This is a genomic window from Arthrobacter sp. NicSoilB4 (genome assembly GCF_019977335.1).
GTDB lineage: Bacteria > Actinomycetota > Actinomycetes > Actinomycetales > Micrococcaceae > Arthrobacter.
In genome coordinates this window covers 2,426,211-2,445,850 of sequence record NZ_AP024653.1, presented here as the reverse complement: position 1 = coordinate 2,445,850, position 19,640 = coordinate 2,426,211, and the positions used below count along the sequence as shown (strand labels likewise).

Here is a 19,640-nt window from a genome sequence, read left to right as displayed (position 1 = left end):
ACCTGCCCGCTCCATTAGGAATAAATTGAAGCTTCAAGTAATTTATATCTATGAAGGGTCATCGACGGACGGTGGCCGCCGACGCATCGGAGCGATGAAATGACCGCAGAAGCCAGCACCCAGGACCTCCTTCCCGCTGAACTCACCATGGGCACCGTGATGCTCAAGGTCGGCGACATGAAGGTGATGACCGACTACTACCAGCGCGCCCTTGGCCTCGACGTCGTGGCCGAGCAGGACGGCGGGCTCTACCTCGGACGCAAGCGGAAGCCGCTGGTCCACCTGGCACCGGCCCCCGGGCTGAACCTGCCGTCCCGCGGCGAGGCCGGCCTCTTCCACACCGCCCTGCTGTTCGACGACCAGCCGGCCCTCGCCGCCACCGTGGCGTCCGCCGCCCAGTACGAGCCGCAGTCCTTCACCGGCAGCGCCGACCACCTAGTCAGTGAGGCCTTCTACTTCAACGACCCCGAAGGCAACGGCATCGAGCTCTACTGGGACCGGCCCCGCGACGCCTGGTCCTGGGATGGCAAGAACGTCGTGATGGACAGCCTCGCTCTTCCTCCGCAGCGCTACCTCGAGCAGCACCTCACCGAGGCCTCGCTCGCCGGCCAGCGCGAGGCGGATGCCGGCGTCGGGCACGTCCACCTGCAGGTCGGCGACGTCCAGTCCGCCCAGGACTTCTATGTGGGAACGCTCGGCTTCGAAAAGACCGCCGGCTGGCACGGCCAGGCGCTCTTTGTCTCTGCGGGCGGCTACCACCACCACATGGCCATGAACGTCTGGAACAGCCGCGGCGCGGGCCCCCGCCGCGACACCCTGGGCCTCGGCGAGGTGCTGATCGAAGTGCCGGCGGGCGACGACGTCGGCGCCCTTGCCGACCGCCTCAAGGCTGCCGGTGTCCAGTCCCACCACACCGGAGCCGAGCTGCGCTTCGAGGATCCCTGGCGCAACCGGATCCGAGTCGCGGTCCGCTAGGGGCACGCCCGGCGCCGGCGCCGCCGCCCGCACGGCTGGCCCCTGCCACTGCCTCCCTGCCTGCCGGGTGGGTTCGGTCCAGGGGACATGTCCAGCGCTGACGTAAGCGAATGGGCATGGTGACTTTATGTCCATTCGTGCAGGTCTCGGGAGGGCATGTCCACCATGCCGGGCGAGTGGGTCAGCGCGTGACCAGGTAGGCGGAGGACATGTCCACTGCTCGCCGACGGGACCGGGGAGCATGTCCACTTTTCGCGGCCAGGGATGGGCATGGTGACCATATGTCCATCGGTCACGGGCAGGGGAGGGCATGTCCCGTCCGAGCACGGCTTGAGCTGCCGGTAGAGGGGAACATGTCCACCTTTCGCGGACGGGGGTGGGGAGCATGTCCACTTTTCGCGGCCAGGGGCGGGCATGGTGGCCTTATGTCCATCGGTCACGGGCAGGGGAGGGCATGTCCCGTTCGGGCTCCGGCTCATGCAAGAACGGCTAGGCTGAAGCGACGCCAAAAACAGCGGACCAGCGCCGCCGAACAGCTAAGGACGAGTTCCATGGGATTCACCGAAGTCTTTGTCTCCACCCACGACGAAGCCCTCAAGCGTGCCACCGCCCTCGACGGCGGGGCTGCTGCGGCCCCCGGCGCCGTCCGTATTGCGGATATCACGGACTTCGAAGTCGAGCGCCTGGGCGATCTGGCCGGCACCGCCGTCCATGCCGCCGGCGCCGACTACGAGCTTGCCATGGTGGATGTTGCCAGCGACTCCCTGCTCGGCGTCCCGCCGGCGATGGTCCGCGCCCTCGCCGAGCTGCTCACCTATGAGACCGAGGGCGAGGAAGTCGTCCTGGACGACGTCGCCGAAAGCTGGGCCGCCGAGGAGGACATGCCCTTCGGTGCGGAGCAGGCCGCCCGCTACGTCCGGCAGCTTGCCGAACTGGCCGCCGCCATCGACCCCGCCAGCAAATCCGGCCTCTACGTCTGGACTTCCTGACGCCGATTGGAGCCCTAAATGGACCGGTTGCGGGTGTCAAGTCGAAATCCCGCCGCTGATCTGGCACAATAAACAGGTACTTGATCTGCGTGGCCCCTCTCTCCGCGTCCGGATCTTGTCCTTTTAGAACCCCCTAGTATGGCCCGCCCCACGGGTGCAGAACGCCGGGCTCGACCCCGTTTCAGAAACAGGAGTGACCACAAAAGTGGCCGTAAAGATTCGCCTTAAGCGCTTCGGCAAGATGCGCGCACCGTACTACCGTATCGTCGTCATGGATGCACGCTCCAAGCGTGATGGCCGTGCGATCGAAGAGATCGGCAAGTACCACCCGACCGAAGAGCCCTCGTACATCGAGGTCGACACGGACCGTGCCCAGTACTGGCTCGGCGTCGGCGCACAGCCGTCCGAGCAGGTCGCCGCGATCCTCAAGATCACTGGTGACTGGCAGAAGTTCAAGGGTCTCCCGGGCCAGGAGGGCACCTTGAAGACCAAGGCGCCCAAGGCTGCCTTCGTTACCCCGGAAAAGGGTTCCGTGATCATCCCGGAAGCCATCACCAAGAAGGCCAAGAAGGACGACGCAGCCGAGGCTCCCGCCGACGCCGACGCAGAGACCACCGAGGCCGAGTAAATTGCTGGCCGAAGCGCTCGAACATCTCGTCCGCGGGATCGTTGACAGTCCTGACGATGTCAAGGTCAGTGCGAAGAACAACCGCCGCGGGGACACCCTCGAAGTGCGCGTTCACCAGGACGACCTCGGACGGGTGATCGGCCGCCAGGGCCGCACCGCACGTGCTTTGCGCACTGTGGTGGCAGCACTGGCGGACGGCGAGCCGGTCAGGGTCGACGTCGTCGACACCGACCGCCGCCGGTAACGCCTTCAGCAACACTTGTCTTGAGTCCGGCCCCTTCACCAGATAATGGTGGAGGGGCCGGACTGTTTTTCCCGGATTTCCCGGTCTTCACCAGTAGACCCACAGACTCACCAACCCCGAACAGAGGAACAGATGCAGCTTCAGGTGGCACGAATCGGCAAGCCCCACGGCATCCGCGGCGAAGTGACCGTCCAGGTGCTCACCGATGCTCCCGGCGACCGCTTCGTCCCCGGCACCCAGTTCGTCGTCGAGCCGGCCTCGGCCGGCCCGCTGACCGTCGAGAGCGCCCGCTGGAACAAAGACATCCTGCTGCTCGCCTTCGAGGAGATTGAGACCCGCAACGAGGCGGAGACCCTCCGCGGAGCCAAGCTGTTCATCGAAACCGAAGAACTCGAGGACGATGACGACGACGAGGGCTGGTACGAGCACGAGCTCGAGGGCCTGGAAGTCCGCGTCGGCGGCCAGGTGGTGGGCAAGGTTTCCGGCCTCCACACCCTCCCCGTGCAGGACCTGCTTGTGGTCACCGCGACGGACGGCAAGGAAGTCCTGATCCCCTTCGTGGAGCAGATCGTCCCCGAGGTTAACGTCGGCGAAGGCTACGTTGTGGTCACCCCGCCGCCCGGACTCTTTGAAGTCAACGCCGAGGACGAGGCCAAGCCGGAGGACAATCCGGAAGACCAGCCGAAGCCCGCGGGCGCCAGCGATTCCGAAGACCGTGCCGACGCCGGAGACAACGCCTAAATGAGGATCGACGTCGTCAGCATCTTCCCTGAGTACCTGGCACCGCTGGAACTTTCGCTGATCGGCAAGGCGCGCCAGGACGGCCTGCTGGAGCTGAACGTCCACGACCTCCGGGACTTCACCACGGACCGCCACCGGACCGTGGATGACACTCCCTACGGCGGCGGCGCCGGGATGGTCATGAAGCCCGAGCCCTGGGCGCAGGCACTGGCAGCCGTCGCGGCGGCAACGCCGGACTCCGCCGAAGCGGGACCGGCGGCTGCCGGGTCCGGGCCGGCGAAACCCGTCCTCATCGTCCCGTCGCCGGCGGGGGAGCGGTTCACCCAGGCCGCCGCCCAGGAACTGGCCGGGGAAGACCGACTGGTGTTCGCCTGCGGACGCTACGAAGGCATCGACGAGCGCGTCATGGAATGGGCCGCCGAGCACTTCACCGTGCGGCCCATGAGCCTTGGCGACTACGTCCTCAACGGCGGCGAAGTGGCCGTGCTGGCCATGGTGGAGGCCATCGGCCGCCTGCTGCCCGGCGTCGTCGGCAACCCCGAGTCCCTCGTGGAGGAATCGCACTCGGACGGGCTGCTGGAGTACCCCGTCTACACCAAACCGTCCAGCTGGCGGGACCGCGACGTCCCGGCGGTGCTGCTCAGCGGCAACCACGGCAAGATCGCCCAGTGGCGCCGGCACGAGCAGTACCGGCGCACCGCCGAGCGCCGCCCGGACCTGCTCGAGGAGTTCGACGCCGCCAAGCTGCCCCGCGCGGACCGCACCGCCTTCGCGGATCTCGGCTACGACGTCGTCGACGGCCACCTGTCCCGCCGCGCCGACGCCGGCGGGGATTCCGCCTGACCGGATTGGCTGGAAAGCCCCGGGTGTGGCAAAATTAGTCCTTGTGCCTGCTGGGTGCGAACCTGCCACAGGGGGAGCGTCACCAACAGCGGAGCACCCCGGCCCCCGCCAAGTCCTGGCGGAGCCGGATTGACAAATTTTCGGCGGGAATTTCCGGACCGCATCCGCGCCCGGGCTTGGCCGCCGTGACCCAACGTGAAGGACCTGTGGCGTTCACCAGGAGTGAATCAATGCATATCCTCGATTCCGTAGACGCAGCCTCGCTGCGCACCGATGTTCCCGTCTTCCGCGCGGGTGACACCCTCAAGGTTCACGTGAACATCATCGAAGGCAAGAACTCCCGCGTCCAGGTCTTCCAGGGCTTCGTCCTGGGCCGCCACGGCGACGGGCTGCGCGAAACCTTCACCATCCGCAAGGTCTCCTTCGGCGTTGGCGTGGAGCGTACCTTCCCGGTGCACTCCCCGATCATCGACAAGATCGAGCTCGTCTCCAAGGGTGACGTGCGCCGCGCCAAGCTTTACTACATGCGCGACCTGCGTGGTAAGGCCGCGAAGATCAAGGAAAAGCGCGACTTCCAGACCGGGAAGTAAGACTCTTTCGGCTTCGGCCACAGTCTTCCACCGCGGATCCATGGACCGTGTCCGGCCAGCGCCGGAGCATCCGCAACAGCGCTGTTCACTTTAGAAAAGCGTTAGAGGATACGGATCATGGAACACACAAAACGCCAGCCCAGGAAACTCGGCTGGCGTTTTGTGTTACTGGCGGTGGTTCTGGCCGTCCTCATCAGCGGACTGGTCCGCTCGCTGTGGCTCGATGTCTACTACATCCCGTCCGCGTCGATGGAGCCGCTCTTCCAGGAAGGCGACAGGATCATCGTCTCGCGGACGGACTTCCAGGCCGAGCCGGTGGGTCGTGGCGACATTGTCGTCTTCGACGGGCGCGGCTCCTTCGCCCCGCTGAACAGCGGCAGGGGCCCCGTGCTGGACTTTCTTGGGGACGTCGGACACTGGATCGGCCTTTCCGGCGGCGACAGCACCTACATCAAACGGGTCATCGGACTCGCCGGAGACCACGTGGTTTGCTGTGATGCCGGTGGCAAACTCACAGTCAACGGCCAGCAAGTCGCGGAACCCTATCTCTACGAGGGCGACGCCCCGAGCCAGCTGAAGTTCAGCGTGATCGTTCCTCCAGGCAGGCTCTGGCTGATGGGGGACCACCGCTCACAGTCGGCCGACTCCCGCAGCCTCCTGGGCGCCCCCGGCGGCGGCATGGTGCCGCTGGACAGGGTGATCGGCAGGCCCGTACAGATCATCTGGCCGCTTGATAGATTTACAGCAGTAGCACGGCCCACCGAGGCCACCACGACAACAGCGAAGAACGGACAGTAAATGCCCGAGACCGGACCCCGGACTCCCGATCCGCGGGGGCAGGACCAGCCCCGGGTGACTTCGTCCCCGATCCCCGCCACGGAGCACGCGCCGTACGCCGCTGCGGGTCCTTCCCCGGCCACCGGTGCTCCGGACCTTTCGGACGCTCCGGGTCAGGGAGCCCCGGCCCACTCTGATCCGGCCCACTCTGATCCCGCCCGGAATGTTCCGGCCCCGGATTATCCGGCCTCGGGCGGACCCGCCCATGCGGGCGCCTCGTCGAGGCGTGCGCGCCGGGCCAAAGCCCGTGAGGGCCACAGCCCGATGTTCCTCTGGGCGAAGGAAATAGCGACAGTTGTAATCGTCGCCGTCGTTCTGTCCTTCCTGATCAAGACGTTCCTGTTCCGTGCCTTCTACATCCCGTCGGAATCCATGGTGAACACCCTGGACGTGAACGACAGGATCTTCGTGAACCTCCTGGTTCCGGAGCCGTTCGCCCTGGAGCGCGGCGACGTCGTTGTGTTCAAGGACACCCAGGGCTGGCTGGTCCCCGCGGCGGAGAAGGAAACCGGCCCGTTCACCTGGGTGCAGGACGGGCTGACGTTCATTGGCCTGCTGCCGGACAATTCGGAGCAGCACTTGGTCAAACGCGTGGTCGGACTGCCGGGCGATCATGTGGCCTGTTGCGACGCAGGCGGCCGGCTTATGGTCAACGGCAAGCCGCTGGACGAGCCTTATATCAACCCCACCGAAGTGCCCCAGGTCCGCGATTTCGACGTCGTGGTCCCCGAAGGCAAGGTCTGGGTGATGGGTGACAACCGGAACCACTCCGCCGATTCGCGCGCCCACACGGACAGTAACGGCGGTTTCGTGAACATCGCCGACATCGAAGGCAAGGCCGCCGTCATTGCCTGGCCGCTGAACCGCATCACCGCCCTGGACAACTACCCCGGCGTCTTCCGCGACGTGCCCGCCCCGGCCGGAAAATAGTGGCTGGCCATCATGTCTGAAGCCCCCACCCTCGACTACGAGCGCCGCTTCCGCGGCTCCGGCGCCAGGCTCCTCGCCGGCGTCGACGAGGTGGGCCGTGGCGCCCTCGCCGGGCCGGTCAGCGTGGGAATCGCCGTCGTGGACCTGCACCAGCTGACGCTGCTCGATGACGTGCGCGACTCGAAGCTGCTCAAGGTGTCTGAACGCGAACGCCTGGTGCCGCTGGTCCGGAGCTGGAGCGTGGCCTCCGCCGTCGGGCATGCCTCCGCGAAGGAGATCGACGACGTCGGCATCGTCGCCGCGCTCCGGCTCGCCGGGACCCGCGCCTGGCTCGCAGTCCTGGCCGCCGGGGTGACCCCGGACGTTGTCTTGCTGGACGGCAGCCACAACTGGCTCTCACCCGAAACCCAGCCCTCCCTGTTCGACGACGGCCCGGCGGAGCCCGGCTGCGACGCGCCGGTGCACACCCTGGTCAAGGCGGACATGCAGTGCCTGAGCGTCGCCGCGGCGTCCATCCTGGCCAAGGTGGAACGCGACGGCATGATGTGCGCGCTGCACAGCGAATACCCGGCCTACGGCTGGGACGTCAATAAGGGCTACGGCACCGCCATCCACAAGGACGCGCTGCGCGCCGCCGGACCCACCCCGTACCACCGCGTGAGCTGGCAGCTGCTCGCCGACTGACCCGGCAGCCGCCCACGGGTGTCACGCAAGCATGGCCGGGCGCCGCGGGACGGGCCTGTGGCGCGCGGGCGGCGCCGGATGGTGCAAGATGGAACCATGAGTGCCGAGGACCTTGAAAACTATGAAACCGACATGGAGCTGCAGCTCTACCGCGAATACCGCGACGTCGTCGGGCTGTTCAGCTATGTGGTCGAGACCGAACGGCGTTTCTACCTGGCCAACCACGTTGACCTGCAGGCGCGCAGCGCCGACGGCGAGGTCTACTTCGACCTGACGCTGCAGGACGCCTGGGTGTGGGATGTGTACCGTTCCGCCCGCTTCGTCAAGAGCGTCCGCGTGATCACCTTCAAGGACGTCAACGTCGAGGAGCTCCCGCGCAGCGAGGAGCTCGCCCTGCCCAAGGTGGAGGACTTGGGGAACTGATTCTGGTTTCCTAGCTCGGGTTTTTTCAGTTGGTAGATGTCCGCTCATGGGTTATCGCCGATGTTAAGAAACCCGGTTACCTGCTGCGCGACCTCGTCGGTGATTCCCGTTTGCCAGTTCGTTTTGAACAAGGGCTGATCGGCATAGAAGTCAGTGTCATCGTCGACAATGGCATACCGCGTCACTTCCGGATGCTGGTCCAGCCACATCTTCACCTCCTCGCCACGAAAGCCTGTGTCTGCTGTCGGTGTAACGTCAAAGGTTTTGTAGACGTGTCGGTCGACTTCTTGGCGGCCGTCCTGGAAGTGCCGCCATGTGGACGTAAGAACAATGGCTGCATCGGTATCGAGGATGATCTTGCGGACCTTGAACGCTAGGACGGGGTCGATCCCCATGAAGCCGTGATAGCGCTGTCTCGTACCCGCGCGGTTGACGACTCCATCAATATCGAGGAAAAGTACTTTCATTTCCGTTCTTCCTGCGGTTCTTCTCGTCCGGCCTTAATTATGCGGTCCGCCGTGCTGAACACGCTGCGGATTCTCTTCTCGTCGTGCGTGTGGCCCTGTAGCCACTGCTGGCCAGGTTTCCACATAGCCGGGGTGTGCCCTGTCCCCGTTCCTGGCGGCGCTCCACTCTGGAGACATGAAAGCAAAGGATGTGCTGGGCCGGCGCGGTGAGGAACTCGCCGCCGGATACCTGGAAGCCCAGGGCATGCGGATCGTGGACCGCAACTGGCGGTGCTCCGAGGGCGAAATCGATATTGTGGCGCTCGACGGCGACGCGCTGGTCATCGCCGAGGTGAAGACGCGCAAGTCCCTCGCCTACGGGCATCCCTTCGAGGCCGTCGGCGTGGACAAACTGGCCCGGCTGCACCGGCTGGCTTCGGCCTGGTGCCGCGACCATGAACTGCGGATGCCGCTGCGCCGCGTCGACGTGGTTGCCGTGCTCGACAACGGCATCGGCGAGCCGGCCGTGGAGCACCTCAAGGGGGTGGGGTAGGTGGCGCTCGGCCGGACGTACTCGGTGGCCCTGGTCGGGCTGAATGGCTACATCGTGGAGGTCGAGGCCGACATCGGCCAGACCCTGCCGGCATTCATCATCCTGGGGCTGCCCGACGCCTCGCTCAACGAGGCCAAAGAACGGATCCGCTCGGCCGCCCAGAACTCCGGTATTCCCTTGAGCCGCCGGAAAATCACCGCCAACCTGATTCCGGCGTCGCTGCCCAAACGCGGCTCCGGCTTTGACCTGGCCATCGCCATGGCCGCCCTGCTGGCCTCCAACGACGTCCGGTCCACCGGGCGGACGGTCTTCATTGCGGAGCTGGGCCTCGACGGCAGGCTCCGGCCGGTCCGCGGGGTCCTTCCCGCTGTTATGGCGGCGGTGCGGGCCGGATATGCCGACATCGTGGTGGCGCAGGCGAACGCCGCCGAGGCGCAGCTGGTGCCCGGCGCCCGCGTGCAGGGCTACGCCACCCTGGCCCGTCTGGCGTTTGATTTCGGAGCCGACCCACAGGACCTGGCCCTCGATTTCGAACCCGAACCGGAAGATGGTGCACCGGAAGCCGGCGCCGGGGGCCTTTCGGTCGTGCCGCCGGACATGCGCGATGTGTCCGGACAGGGCGACGCGCGGAGGGCGCTGGAAGTCGCCGCTGCCGGCGCCCACCACCTGCTGCTCACCGGTCCTCCAGGCGCGGGAAAAACGATGCTGGCTGAACGCCTTCCGGGGCTCCTGCCGGACCTGGGCGACGCCGAGGCCATGGAGGTGACCGCCATTCATTCGCTTTGCGCGCTGACCTCGGCCTCCCTCCATCTGGTGCGCAGGCCACCGTATGAGAACCCCCACCACACGGCTACGCCTGCGGCCATCATCGGAGGAGGCTCGGGGCTGCCTCGGCCCGGCGCGGCGTCCCGTGCCCACCGCGGTGTGCTGTTCCTCGATGAGGCGCCTGAATACGAACGCAGGGTCCTGGATGCGCTCCGGCAGCCACTGGAGAGCGGGGAGCTCGTGCTTCACCGCTCGGCAGGAACAGCGGCCTACCCTGCCCGCTTCCAGCTGGTTCTTGCGGCCAACCCGTGCCCCTGTGGCAAGGCCACGGGCAAGGGGGTCGACTGCATCTGCACCCCGACGATGCGCCGGCGATATCTGGCGCGGATGTCCGGACCGTTGCTCGACAGGGTGGATATCCAGCTGCAGCTTGAGCGGGTGTCGCTGGCCGACTTTGGCCAGCCCTCGGCCGAGGAGGATTCCCCCACCATTGCGGCCCGTGTCCGGGCCGCGCGGGAGCGCCAGCTGGAGCGGCTGCTGCCGTTCGGCATGGAGACCAACGCCCAGGTGCCGGGGCGCGTGCTCCGGGGTGCCCTGCGGCTCGGCGCCCCCACCACTCGGATCCTGGACCACGCCCTGGAACGCGGGGTACTGACGGCGCGCGGCTACGACCGTGTGTTGCGTTTGTCATGGACCCTGGCGGATCTGGCCCTGCGGGACGTCCCGGAGGCCGACGATATCGGGCTCGCGCTCAATCTGCGGCAGGCCGCCGTCGCGGCCTGATACTCACCTCGCCAAACAGGGACCGCGGCCCTGGTGCCGCCGCGAACGCTGCGCCACTACTCATCGCCGGCTTGTGAAAGGACAACACCATGACAGAGAGCGAACGGACTGCCAGGGCAGCGCTGTCCCGGCTGTTCGAGCCACAGGACGCGGCGGGCCTCGCGCTCGTCCGCATCGCCGGAGCCGAGGATGCTCTGAGGATCGCCACCGGCCAGCTGGCCGGTGGCGCGGATCTGGAACAGGAGCTGTTCGGGCTTCTGGACGAGAACAGCTCGGGCGTCGGCTGGACGGGCCTGGGGACGGCCCGGAAGCGCTGGGCGCCGAGGGTTCCGGATCTGGCGCCGGACCGTGACCTCGCGACGATGCAACGCCTCGGGGGGCGCCTGATCATTCCATCGGACGAACTGTGGCCGCGGCAACTGGCCGACCTGGGACTGCAGGAACCGATCTGCCTCTGGTGGCGCGGCATCGAGCAGGAGCTGCCCCCGGCCGCCACGTCCATTGCGCTGGTGGGTTCCAGGGACAGTACCTCCTATGGATCGTCCGTGACAGGCGATCTCGCGTACTCGCTGGCGCAGCGGGGATTCACGATCATCTCGGGCGGCGCCTACGGGATCGATGCGCACGCCCACCGGGCTGCCCTCGCCGCGGGCTCCTCCGGGAGCATGCCCACCATTGCAGTGATGGCAGGGGGAGTGGACCGGTTCTACCCCTCCGGCAACGAGGATCTGCTCCGCGACGTCGCAAATCAGGGCGCGGTCCTGGCGGAAGTTCCGCCGGGGTCAGCGCCCACGCGATATCGGTTTCTGCAACGCAACAGGCTGATCGCCGCGCTCGCGTCGGTCACAGTCGTCGTGGAAGCCCGCTGGAGATCCGGCGCGCTGAACACCGCGCACCATGCTGAAACGCTGGGCAGGGCCGTTGGTGCGGTGCCGGGGTCGGTTCACAGCGCCAACTCCGCGGGCTGCCACCGGCTGCTCCGCGAGGGAGGGGCTGTCTGCGTCACCGACGCGGGGGAGATTGCGGAACTCGCCGCGCCCAGCGGCGAATCGCTGCCCGAAGTCCGGACCGGCCCGGCGGCGGTCCACGACGGACTGACCCTGGAGGACCTCATCCTGCTCGACGCCCTGCCGCTGCGGACCACCAGTTCCGTCGAAAAGCTCACGGCCGTGGCGGGACTGAGCGCTGACTCGGTCAGGGCGGGACTCGGCCGGCTCGGCCTGCTGGGCCTGGCCGAGTCGCACGCCGGCGGCTGGAAACGGGCGGGCAGGGCAGGCTGACTGGCGGCCGAGCTCCAGGTGCCTGCCGCCCCGCGGAGCCTGGCCTGGCATGGCCTGGCATGGTGCGGCGGCGGCACCCGTCACCGCACCGGCACGGACCGGACCGGCGGCTCGCCGTCGGGCTCCTTGACCGCCGGGTGAATCCTGCGAGAGTTGGGGAGTGCACACTCAGCAGATCCCGGCCCCACTGGCTGGCGCCGCCCAGGCTTTCGGCCGCTATCTTGAAGCGGAACGGGGCCGGTCGGCGCACACTGTGCGCGCCTACCTCTCCGACGTCGGAAGCCTCCTGGATTTTGCGGCCTCCGACGGGGTGGAGGACCTTCCCGGGCTCGAACTGGGCACCTTGCGGCGCTGGCTCGGCGCGCAGAGTGAGGGCGGCATGTCCCGCGCCACGCTCGCCCGCCGTTCCGCCACCGCCAGGGCCTTCACGGCCTGGGCCGTCCGCGAGGAACTGATCGCTGCCGACCCCGCGCTCCGGCTGAAGGCACCGAAGCGCGAAAAATCCCTGCCCGGGGTGTTGCATCAGCAACAGGTCCTTCGTCTCGTCGAGGGCACGGAGACCGCCGCCGCCGAAGGCGGACCCATGCCCCTGCGGAACCGGGCCATGGTGGAACTGCTGTACGCCACCGGCATCCGGGTCGGCGAACTGGCCGGCCTCGACGTCGACGATCTCGATCCCGACCGCAGGACCCTGCGGGTGCTGGGCAAGGGCAACAAGGAACGCACCGTCCCGTACGGCCTCCCCGCGGCGCTCGCCGTTGACGACTGGCTGCGCCGGGGCCGGCCCGCCCTCGCCGCGGACGCCTCCGGACCGGCATTGTTCCTCGGCGCCCGCGGCAAACGGGTCGACCAGCGGCAGGTCCGCAGCGTCGTCCACGACTTGCTCGAAGCCCTGGGGGACACCGCCGCCACCGGGCCGCACGCGCTCCGGCACACCGCAGCCACGCACCTGCTCGACGGCGGGGCGGACCTCCGCGCGGTCCAGGAAATCCTGGGCCACAGCAGCCTGGCCACCACCCAGATCTATACGCATGTTTCCGTTGAACGGCTCCGGCAGAGCTACCAGCAGGCGCATCCGCGCGCCTGATCGCCGTCGCCCGTCACGGCACCGCGAACCTCTTCGCGGCCGCTCCGGACCCGCCCGGGGCGGGTATACGACTCGCCGACAACGACGCGCCGAATTGCACTGGCGTAATTAGGCGGGGTACGGCAGAATAAGACTCACGCCCGGCAACTTTCAAGTGGTGCTTGAAGCTCTTGAGCATCGTTCCATCACCTGAGGTCCGGACATATTTTTGAGTAGTGTGGCTTTGAAGAAACTGAATAGTCTGGCAGGGGCAACCGCCCCGCACGCGGATCCACGCAGCAGACAGGCATCCAGGCAGAGGTCGTTGGGGAAGACGTACCTATAGCTATGGAGGATGGAATGTCTGTTGCACAAACCCGCGGTGTCCTGTTCGTTCACTCGGCTCCAACTGCCCTGTGCCCCCACGTTGAGTGGGCCATAGGTTCCGTTGTGGACAAGCGGACGGACCTTGAGTGGACTGCCCAGCCAGCAGCGCCCGGAATGTTCCGGGCCGAGCTGTCGTGGACCGGAAACCCGGGCACGGGGGCTCAATTGGCGTCCGCTCTCCGGGGCTGGGCGCACCTGCGCTATGAAGTCACGGAAGAACCCAGCCAGGGCGTGGATGGCGGCCGCTGGTCGCACACGCCGGAGCTCGGCATCTTCCACGCCGTCACGGACGTGCACGGCAACATCATGGTCTCCGAGGACCGCATCCGCTACGCCTACGAGTCCGGCGCCGGTGACCCGTCCGCGGTCTACCATGAGCTCTCCCTGGCCCTCGGTGAGGCATGGGACGAGGAACTCGAACCCTTCCGGCACGCCGCCGAAGGTGCACCCGTGCGCTGGCTCCACCAGGTGGGCTAAGCCGCCGCACAGGACCCGGCACAACACACTCCATAGCTGCGCCAAACGGCAGATGGCGGCAATGTCCACGAAGGACATTGCCGCCATCTGCCGTTTGGCGGGCGCCGCACCAACTGCCGTAGGCTCTTCCCACCGCTCGAACAGCCATGATTGGAGAGAAGATGCGCGAGCTCGTCTACTACGTCGCCGTGAGCCTGGACGGCTACATTGCGGCGCCGGACCACACCTTTGATGCGTTTCGCGTCACGGGGGACCACATGGACACGATTCTCCGGGACTACACCGATGCCCTCCCGGCTCCGGCCCTCGCCGCGCTGGGACTGACGCCCCCACTGTCCCGCTTCGACACAGTCTTGATGGGCTGGAACACCTACGCCGTGGGACTGGCGCAGGGCCTCGACAACCCCTACCCGCATCTGCGGCAGTATGTGTTCTCCCGTACGTGCACGGCCGCCCCGGCAGGGATCACCAGCAGCGGGGCGGACCCCGCCGACGTCGTCAGGGCACTTAAGGCCGAACCCGACGGTGCGGACATCTGGTTGTGCGGCGGGGGACACCTGGCTTCGGCCCTGGCCGGGGAGATCGACCGGCTGGTCGTCAAGGTCAATCCGGTGGTGTTTGGTGCGGGGATCCCGCTTTTCGCCGGGCACGGCTACTCGCCCCGGCACGCGGAGCTGATGGCCAGCGAACGCTTCCGGTCCGGCGTCGTCATCAACGACTACCGCCTCAACTAGGATCCAAACGGCAGTTGGCGGCAATGTTCACGAAGAGCATTGCCGCCAACTGGCAACTCGGTGTGCTGCGGGCAGCCGGAACTAGATGCTGCGGACCGCGATCACGGCGTTGTGGCCGCCGAAGCCGAAGGAGTTGCTCAGCGCCGAGATGCTGCCGGACGGCAGGTCGCGGGCGGAGGTGACGACGTCGAGCGGGATCTCCGGATCCTGGTTCTCGAGGTTGATGGTCACCGGCGCCTTGCGATCGTAGATGGCCATCACGGTCAGTACGGCTTCCACCGCACCGGAGGCGCCCAGCAGGTGCCCCATCTGCGACTTGGTGGCGGAGACCGCGACGCTGTCCAGTTGCTTGCCCAGGGCGGCCTTGAGGGCCGCGTACTCGGGCTTGTCGCCGACAGGGGTGGAGGTGGCGTGCGCGTTGACGTGCACCACGTCCTCCGGCTGGATCCGGCCGTCGAACATGGCGGCCTTCAGCGCGCGCGTGGCGCCGAGGCCCTCGGGGTCCGGGGCCGTGATGTGGTACGCGTCGGCGGTGACCGAGGTGCCGGCCAGTTCGGCGTAGATCCGGGCGCCGCGGGCCAGGGCGTGTTCCTCGGCTTCGAGCACCAGGGCACCGGCGCCCTCGCCCATGACGAAGCCGTCGCGGTCACGGTCGTAGGGGCGGGAGGCGTGCTCGGGGTCGTCGTTGCGGCGCGAGAGCGCCTGCATGGAGGCGAAGGCGGCGATCGGCATCGGGTGGATGGCGGCTTCGGCGCCGCCGCAGACGACGACGTCGGCCTTGCCGGAGCGGATCAGGTCCAGTCCCATGTGAACGGCTTCGGTGCCGGACGCGCAGGCGGAGACGGGCGTGTGGGCGCCGGCGCGGGCGCCCAGGTCGAGGCTTACCGCCGCAGCCGGGCCGTTGGGCATCAGCATGGGCACGGTCATCGGCAGGACGCGGCGCGGGCCCTTTTCGCGCAGGGTGTCCCAGGCGTCCAGGAGCGTCCAGACGCCGCCGATGCCGGTGGCAAAGGCCACGGCCAGCCGGTCGTGGTCGATTTCGGTGATGCCGGCGTCGGCCCACGCCTCGCGGGAGGCGACCACGGCAAACTGCGTGGAGGGGTCCATGCGCTTGGCCTCGACCCGGCTCAGGACCTCGGTCGCGGGGGTGGTCGCGCGGGCGGCGAAGTGGACCGGCAGTTCGTACTTGGCCACCCAGTCGTCCTCGAGCGTGTGCGCGCCGGAGACGCCCTTCAGCGCGTTCTTCCACATCGTGGGGACATCGCCGCCGATGGGCGTGGTGGCACCCAGACCGGTAATGACTACTTTGCGTGCCATGGGATCACTCTCTGTCGGTGCGCCTGCCGTATCCGGAACCTGGGGAGGGTTGCCGGGGCCTGCGTTTGAAAAACTCTGGGGTGGTGCAGTGGAATGGTGCTGCAAATGGCGCGGTCCAGGGGTGCCGTGGCGCCCCCGGACCGGCCGGGGCCGAAATTAGGCCTGTGCGTTCGCGATGAAGCTGACGGCGTCGCCGACGGTCTTGAGGTTCTTGACCTCTTCGTCCGGGATGCGCACGCCGAACTTCTCTTCAGCGTTGACGACGATCGTCATCATCGAGATGGAGTCGATGTCCAGGTCCTCGGTGAAGGACTTGTCCATTTCGACAGCCTCGGTGGCCAGGCCGGTTTCTTCGTTGACGATTTCAGCCAGGCCGGCCAGGATCTCTTCGTTGCTAGCCATTGGTGGCTCCTTTTCTTGTTGTCGCCGTGGGCTGCCGGTATGCCGGCATCCTCGGGCGGTAGTGATTCAAACCGAGGGTTCGGTTTGCTGTGTGATTTGAAGACGGGGAAAAACGGGGAAAACGGGGGAATGACAGGAAAAACAAGAACGCCTAAGGAAGCACGATCACTTGGGCACCGAACACCAGCCCGGCACCGAAGCCGATCTGCAGTGCAAGCCCGCCGCTGAGCTGCGGGTTTTCCTGCAGCAGGCGGTGGGTGGCCAGGGGGATGGAGGCGGCGGAGGTGTTGCCGGCGTCGGCGATGTCCCGCGCGATGATGACGTTCTCCGGGAGTTTGAGCTTCTTGGCCATCTCGTCGATGATCCGCATGTTCGCCTGGTGCGGGATGAAGGCCGCGAGATCGTCGGCGGTGATGCCGGCGGCGTCCAGCGCCTGCTGGGCCACCTTGGCCATCTCCCAGACCGCCCAGCGGAAGACCGTCTGGCCGTCCTGGCGGAGCGTCGGCCAGACAGCCGCGTCGGTGACGGCGGCTTCCTCGGCGCTCAGGGCGCCGCCCTGCTTGCCCGCCGAGGCGAGCTCGCGGAGGTCCAGCATGGAGTGGGTCATGCCGATCGCGTCCCACTTGCTGCCGTCCGAACCCCATACCGACGGGCCGATGCCCGGGGTGTCGGAGGGGCCGATCACAACGGCTCCCGCGCCGTCGCCGAGCAGGAAGGAGATGGTGCGCTCGGTGTTGTCGATGACGTCGGAGAGCTTCTCGGCGCCGACCACGAGGACGTAGTCGGCCGTGCCGGAACGGACCAGCGCGTCGGCCTGGGCAATGCCGTAGCAGTAGCCGGCGCAGGCGGCGGAGATGTCGAAGGCCGGGGCGGGCGTCGCGCCGAGGCGGTCGGCGAGGCTTGCAGCGGCGGACGGCGTCGCGTAGGGGTGCGTCACGGTGGAGACGATGACGGCGCCAAGCTGGGACGCCTCGATGCCGGCCTTCTGCAGGGCCTCGCGGGCGGCGCCCTCGGCCATGTCGATCACGCTGATGTTGGCCGGGGCGCGGTGCCGGGTGATGATGCCGGTGCGCTGGCGGATCCACTCGTCGGAGGAGTCGATCCACTGGCAGACGTCATCGTTGGTGACGATCACGCCGGGCCGGTACGCGCCGACTCCCATGATGCGGGTGTTCTCCCGCAGGGGCGCCTGCTTCAACGTGGGAACGCTCATGCCTGTCCTTCCAGTTCTGCGAATAGGGCCAGGGCAGCGGACATATCGTCCGGGGTCTTGACGGTGACGGTCTTTACACCCGGCATGCCGCGCTTGGCGAGCCCGGCCAGGGTTCCGGCGGGGGCCAGTTCAATCACGCCGGTCACGCCGCGCTTCACGAGCGTTTCCATGCAAAGGTCCCAGCGGACCGGGCGGGAAACCTGGGCGATCAGGCTCTCGACGGCGGCGTCACCGTCGGTGACCTCGGCGCCGTCGAAGTTGGAGAGCAGGGGAACCTGCGGGTTCCGCGGGTGCAGCGTAGGCCGGAGGGACCGCAGCGCGGCGACCGCGGGGGACATGTGCGAGGTGTGGAACGCGCCGGCAACCTTCAGCGGGATGACCCGGGCCTTGGCCGGCGGGTTCTCGGCGAGGGCTTTGAGCTGGTCCAGCGTTCCGGCCGCGACGGTCTGGCCGGCGCCGTTGACGTTGGCTGCCGTGGCGCCGCAGGCCTCGATAGCGGCCAGAACCTCGGCCGGGTCACCGCCCACCACGGCGCTCATGCCGGTGGGGGTGGCAGCAGCCGCGGCTGCCATGCCGTTGGCGCGTTCGCGGACGAACGTCATGGCTTCGGTTTCAGTCAGCACGCCGGCCAGGGCGGAGGCCGTGATTTCGCCGACGGAGTGGCCGGCGAGGATCACCGGCAAGGTGCCGAGTTCGACGTCGAACAGGGACTTCGCGGCCACCAGCCCGGCGGCGACGATCAGGGGCTGCGCAACGGCAGTGTCCTTGATGGTCTCTTCATCCGAGGTGGTGCCGTGGGCGGTGAGATCGATACCTGCGATTTCGCTGAGGGAGGCCAGATGGCCTGCGACGGGAGGCAGTTCCAGCCAGGGGGCCAGAAAACCAGGGGTCTGGGAGCCCTGTCCAGGGCAGACGATTGCAAGCACGTATCCAGCTTTCCAAACTACGGCGTGATTATCGGTGCATTCATGCACCAAGCTCATCGGGTCACTTTGTAGGAAGTCTACAACTCCTCAGGCGTTGTTACGCGACGGCTGCCGTTCGGTCGCGGGCTTTGGAGGGGCCGAGAGCCGGCCCACGACGAGGGCCGTCTGGAGCACAAAAGCCTCCCGCGGCAACAGCGGATCCCAGCCCGTGACGTCGCAGACGCGCTTGAGCCGGTAGCGGACGGTGTTGGCGTGGACGAAGAGTTCGCGGGCCGTGGCCTCCAGCGAATGGCCCAGCTCGAGGTAGGTGCCGAGGGTCTCCACCAGGCCGTTGGACGCCGCGAGCAGGGGCCGGTAGATGTTCTTGACCAGGGAGCGCCGGGCTGCGTCGTCCCCGGAGATCACCCGCTCCGGCAGGAGGTCGTCGGCCGCCACCGGGCGCGGCGCGGCGGGCCATGCACGGGCGGCGGTCAGGCCCGCGAACGCGGACTGTGCCGAGCCGCTGGCCTCCAGCAGGGAGCCCGCTTCCGCGCCGTAGACCACCGGGCCCGGGGCGAAGAGTTCGGCGAGTTTCAGGTACGCGGTCTCGCGGTCATGGACCCCGCCAAGGATCAGGATGAGCCGGTCGCCCTGGATCCCGACGAGGGCATCTTCGGCGAAGCGCCCGGCCGTGCGGCGCAGTTCGCTGACGTAGCTGGCGCTCGGCTCGGACGGGGAATTGCCCACCATTACGGTGAAGCGCTCCTGTGCCTTCCACCCCAGGGCGGCAATCCGGGACCGCAGGGCATCGGTGTTTTCGCCGCGCAGGATGGCGTCCACAATGAGGGCCTCCAGTCGGGTGTCCCACGATCCGCGGGATTCGGCGGCGCGGGCGTAGACATCGGCGGCGGCGAAGGCCACCTCGCGGGAGTACCGCAGCACCGCTTCGCGCAGTGCGCCCTGGTCCGCCTCGGGGGCAATCACGGGCACCTGGTCCTCGACCACCTCAACGACGATCCGGATCAGCTGCAGGGCCTTCTGCAGGCTGATGGAGCGGGTGAGTTCGGTGGGCGCGGTGCCGAAAACGTCGGACAGGATCCAGGACGGGGAGCTGGGCCGCTCGTACCAGGTGACGAAGGCGGCGATTCCGTTCTGGGCCACCATTCCCAGGGCCGAGCGTTCGTCGGAGTTCAGCCGGCTGTACCACGGCAGGGATTTCTCGAGCTGGCGCAGTGTCGTCGTAGAGAGCTGGCCGACGCTCGCCCGAAGCTTTTTGAGGGTCTCGACCTTCTCCGGGGGCATGGCCCGTGAGGAGGGCTTGCGTTTTGCGGGAGTGGTGATCGGCTCGGCCATGCATCGAGCATACGGTGCGCGCCGCCCAAGCTCCATTTGTGCAAAGGCTACAAGGAGCCTTGTTCTGGATCACAG

At 67.5% G+C, this 19,640-nt stretch carries 23 protein-coding genes; 17 read left to right on the top strand and 6 right to left on the bottom strand.

The window, feature by feature from the left end:
• Positions 1–99: 99 nt before the first annotated feature.
• From LDO13_RS11125 to LDO13_RS11075, 11 genes are all read left to right on the top strand, one after another.
• Positions 100–975: a VOC family protein gene (locus LDO13_RS11125; protein WP_224046813.1), complete on the top strand. Its 876-nt coding sequence runs from the start codon at positions 100–102 to the stop codon at positions 973–975.
• A gap of 551 nt (positions 976–1,526) precedes the next feature.
• Positions 1,527–1,964: a hypothetical protein gene (locus LDO13_RS11120; protein ID WP_224046812.1), complete on the top strand. Its 438-nt coding sequence runs from the start codon at positions 1,527–1,529 to the stop codon at positions 1,962–1,964.
• Positions 1,965–2,169: 205 nt separating this feature from the next.
• Entirely contained in the window at positions 2,170–2,592 is a 423-nt protein-coding gene (rpsP, locus tag LDO13_RS11115) for a 30S ribosomal protein S16 (protein WP_224046811.1), read from the top strand.
• Position 2,593: 1 nt separating this feature from the next.
• Entirely contained in the window at positions 2,594–2,836 is a 243-nt protein-coding gene (locus LDO13_RS11110) for an RNA-binding protein (RefSeq protein ID WP_224046810.1), read from the top strand.
• Positions 2,837–2,968: 132 nt separating this feature from the next.
• Positions 2,969–3,577 carry a ribosome maturation factor RimM gene (rimM, locus tag LDO13_RS11105; RefSeq protein ID WP_224046809.1) on the top strand — a complete coding sequence of 203 codons (609 nt, stop codon included), beginning with the start codon at positions 2,969–2,971 and terminating at the stop codon, positions 3,575–3,577.
• Complete coding sequence (gene trmD, locus LDO13_RS11100; protein ID WP_224046808.1) at positions 3,578–4,420, top strand: tRNA (guanosine(37)-N1)-methyltransferase TrmD; 843 nt, start codon at positions 3,578–3,580, stop codon at positions 4,418–4,420. It begins immediately after the preceding gene.
• Between the two features lie 230 nt (positions 4,421–4,650).
• Positions 4,651–5,010 (top strand): 50S ribosomal protein L19, encoded by a 360-nt coding sequence (gene rplS, locus LDO13_RS11095; protein ID WP_224046807.1) that lies wholly within the window; start codon positions 4,651–4,653, stop codon positions 5,008–5,010.
• A 117-nt stretch (positions 5,011–5,127) separates the two neighbouring features.
• Positions 5,128–5,808, top strand: a complete 681-nt coding sequence (gene lepB / locus LDO13_RS11090) for a signal peptidase I (protein ID WP_224046806.1) — start codon at positions 5,128–5,130, stop codon at positions 5,806–5,808.
• Positions 5,809–6,777, top strand: coding sequence for a signal peptidase I (gene lepB, locus LDO13_RS11085; protein WP_224046805.1), 969 nt, complete (start codon positions 5,809–5,811; stop codon positions 6,775–6,777). It begins immediately after the preceding gene.
• 12 nt (positions 6,778–6,789) lie between these two features.
• Positions 6,790–7,461 (top strand): ribonuclease HII, encoded by a 672-nt coding sequence (locus tag LDO13_RS11080; RefSeq protein ID WP_224046804.1) that lies wholly within the window; start codon positions 6,790–6,792, stop codon positions 7,459–7,461.
• 96 nt (positions 7,462–7,557) lie between these two features.
• Positions 7,558–7,884: a DUF2469 domain-containing protein gene (locus LDO13_RS11075; protein ID WP_018773443.1), complete on the top strand. Its 327-nt coding sequence runs from the start codon at positions 7,558–7,560 to the stop codon at positions 7,882–7,884.
• 44 nt (positions 7,885–7,928) lie between these two features.
• On the opposite strand, the gene LDO13_RS11070 is transcribed toward LDO13_RS11075, so the two are convergent.
• Positions 7,929–8,351, bottom strand: coding sequence for an HAD domain-containing protein (locus tag LDO13_RS11070; protein WP_224046803.1), 423 nt, complete (start codon positions 8,349–8,351; stop codon positions 7,929–7,931).
• Between the two features lie 175 nt (positions 8,352–8,526).
• Between LDO13_RS11070 and LDO13_RS11065 the strand changes: the two genes are divergently transcribed.
• The 6 genes from LDO13_RS11065 to LDO13_RS11040 all read left to right on the top strand — a co-directional run bounded on the left by LDO13_RS11065 (position 8,527) and on the right by LDO13_RS11040 (position 14,375).
• Entirely contained in the window at positions 8,527–8,883 is a 357-nt protein-coding gene (locus LDO13_RS11065; protein ID WP_224046802.1) for a YraN family protein, read from the top strand.
• The gene (locus tag LDO13_RS11060) at positions 8,884–10,431 is read left to right on the top strand and encodes a YifB family Mg chelatase-like AAA ATPase (RefSeq protein ID WP_224046801.1); all 1,548 of its coding nucleotides are present in this window, start codon (positions 8,884–8,886) and stop codon (positions 10,429–10,431) included.
• 89 nt (positions 10,432–10,520) lie between these two features.
• Positions 10,521–11,711: a DNA-processing protein DprA gene (gene dprA / locus LDO13_RS11055; protein ID WP_224046800.1), complete on the top strand. Its 1,191-nt coding sequence runs from the start codon at positions 10,521–10,523 to the stop codon at positions 11,709–11,711.
• A 160-nt stretch (positions 11,712–11,871) separates the two neighbouring features.
• Complete coding sequence (locus tag LDO13_RS11050) at positions 11,872–12,798, top strand: tyrosine recombinase XerC (RefSeq protein ID WP_224046799.1); 927 nt, start codon at positions 11,872–11,874, stop codon at positions 12,796–12,798.
• A 339-nt stretch (positions 12,799–13,137) separates the two neighbouring features.
• Entirely contained in the window at positions 13,138–13,641 is a 504-nt protein-coding gene (locus tag LDO13_RS11045) for a DUF3145 domain-containing protein (protein ID WP_224046798.1), read from the top strand.
• A gap of 161 nt (positions 13,642–13,802) precedes the next feature.
• On the top strand, positions 13,803–14,375 hold the full coding sequence (locus LDO13_RS11040; protein WP_224046797.1) for a dihydrofolate reductase family protein: 573 nt from the start codon (positions 13,803–13,805) through the stop codon (positions 14,373–14,375).
• 81 nt (positions 14,376–14,456) lie between these two features.
• On the opposite strand, the gene fabF is transcribed toward LDO13_RS11040, so the two are convergent.
• The 5 genes from fabF to LDO13_RS11015 form a co-directional block, all read right to left on the bottom strand.
• Positions 14,457–15,692: a beta-ketoacyl-ACP synthase II gene (gene fabF, locus LDO13_RS11035; RefSeq protein WP_224046796.1), complete on the bottom strand. Its 1,236-nt coding sequence runs from the start codon at positions 15,690–15,692 to the stop codon at positions 14,457–14,459.
• A gap of 156 nt (positions 15,693–15,848) precedes the next feature.
• The gene (locus tag LDO13_RS11030) at positions 15,849–16,094 is read right to left on the bottom strand and encodes an acyl carrier protein (RefSeq protein ID WP_018773434.1); all 246 of its coding nucleotides are present in this window, start codon (positions 16,092–16,094) and stop codon (positions 15,849–15,851) included.
• Positions 16,095–16,245: 151 nt separating this feature from the next.
• Complete coding sequence (locus LDO13_RS11025; protein ID WP_224046795.1) at positions 16,246–17,307, bottom strand: beta-ketoacyl-ACP synthase III; 1,062 nt, start codon at positions 17,305–17,307, stop codon at positions 16,246–16,248.
• A complete protein-coding gene (locus LDO13_RS11020; protein ID WP_224046794.1) occupies positions 17,304–18,233 on the bottom strand; it encodes an ACP S-malonyltransferase in 930 nt (309 codons plus the stop codon). The genes LDO13_RS11025 and LDO13_RS11020 overlap by 4 nt, the downstream gene beginning before the upstream one ends.
• Positions 18,234–18,320: 87 nt before the next feature.
• Positions 18,321–19,565 carry a helix-turn-helix domain-containing protein gene (locus tag LDO13_RS11015; RefSeq protein WP_224046793.1) on the bottom strand — a complete coding sequence of 415 codons (1,245 nt, stop codon included), beginning with the start codon at positions 19,563–19,565 and terminating at the stop codon, positions 18,321–18,323.
• Between the last annotated feature and the right edge of the window lie 75 nt (positions 19,566–19,640).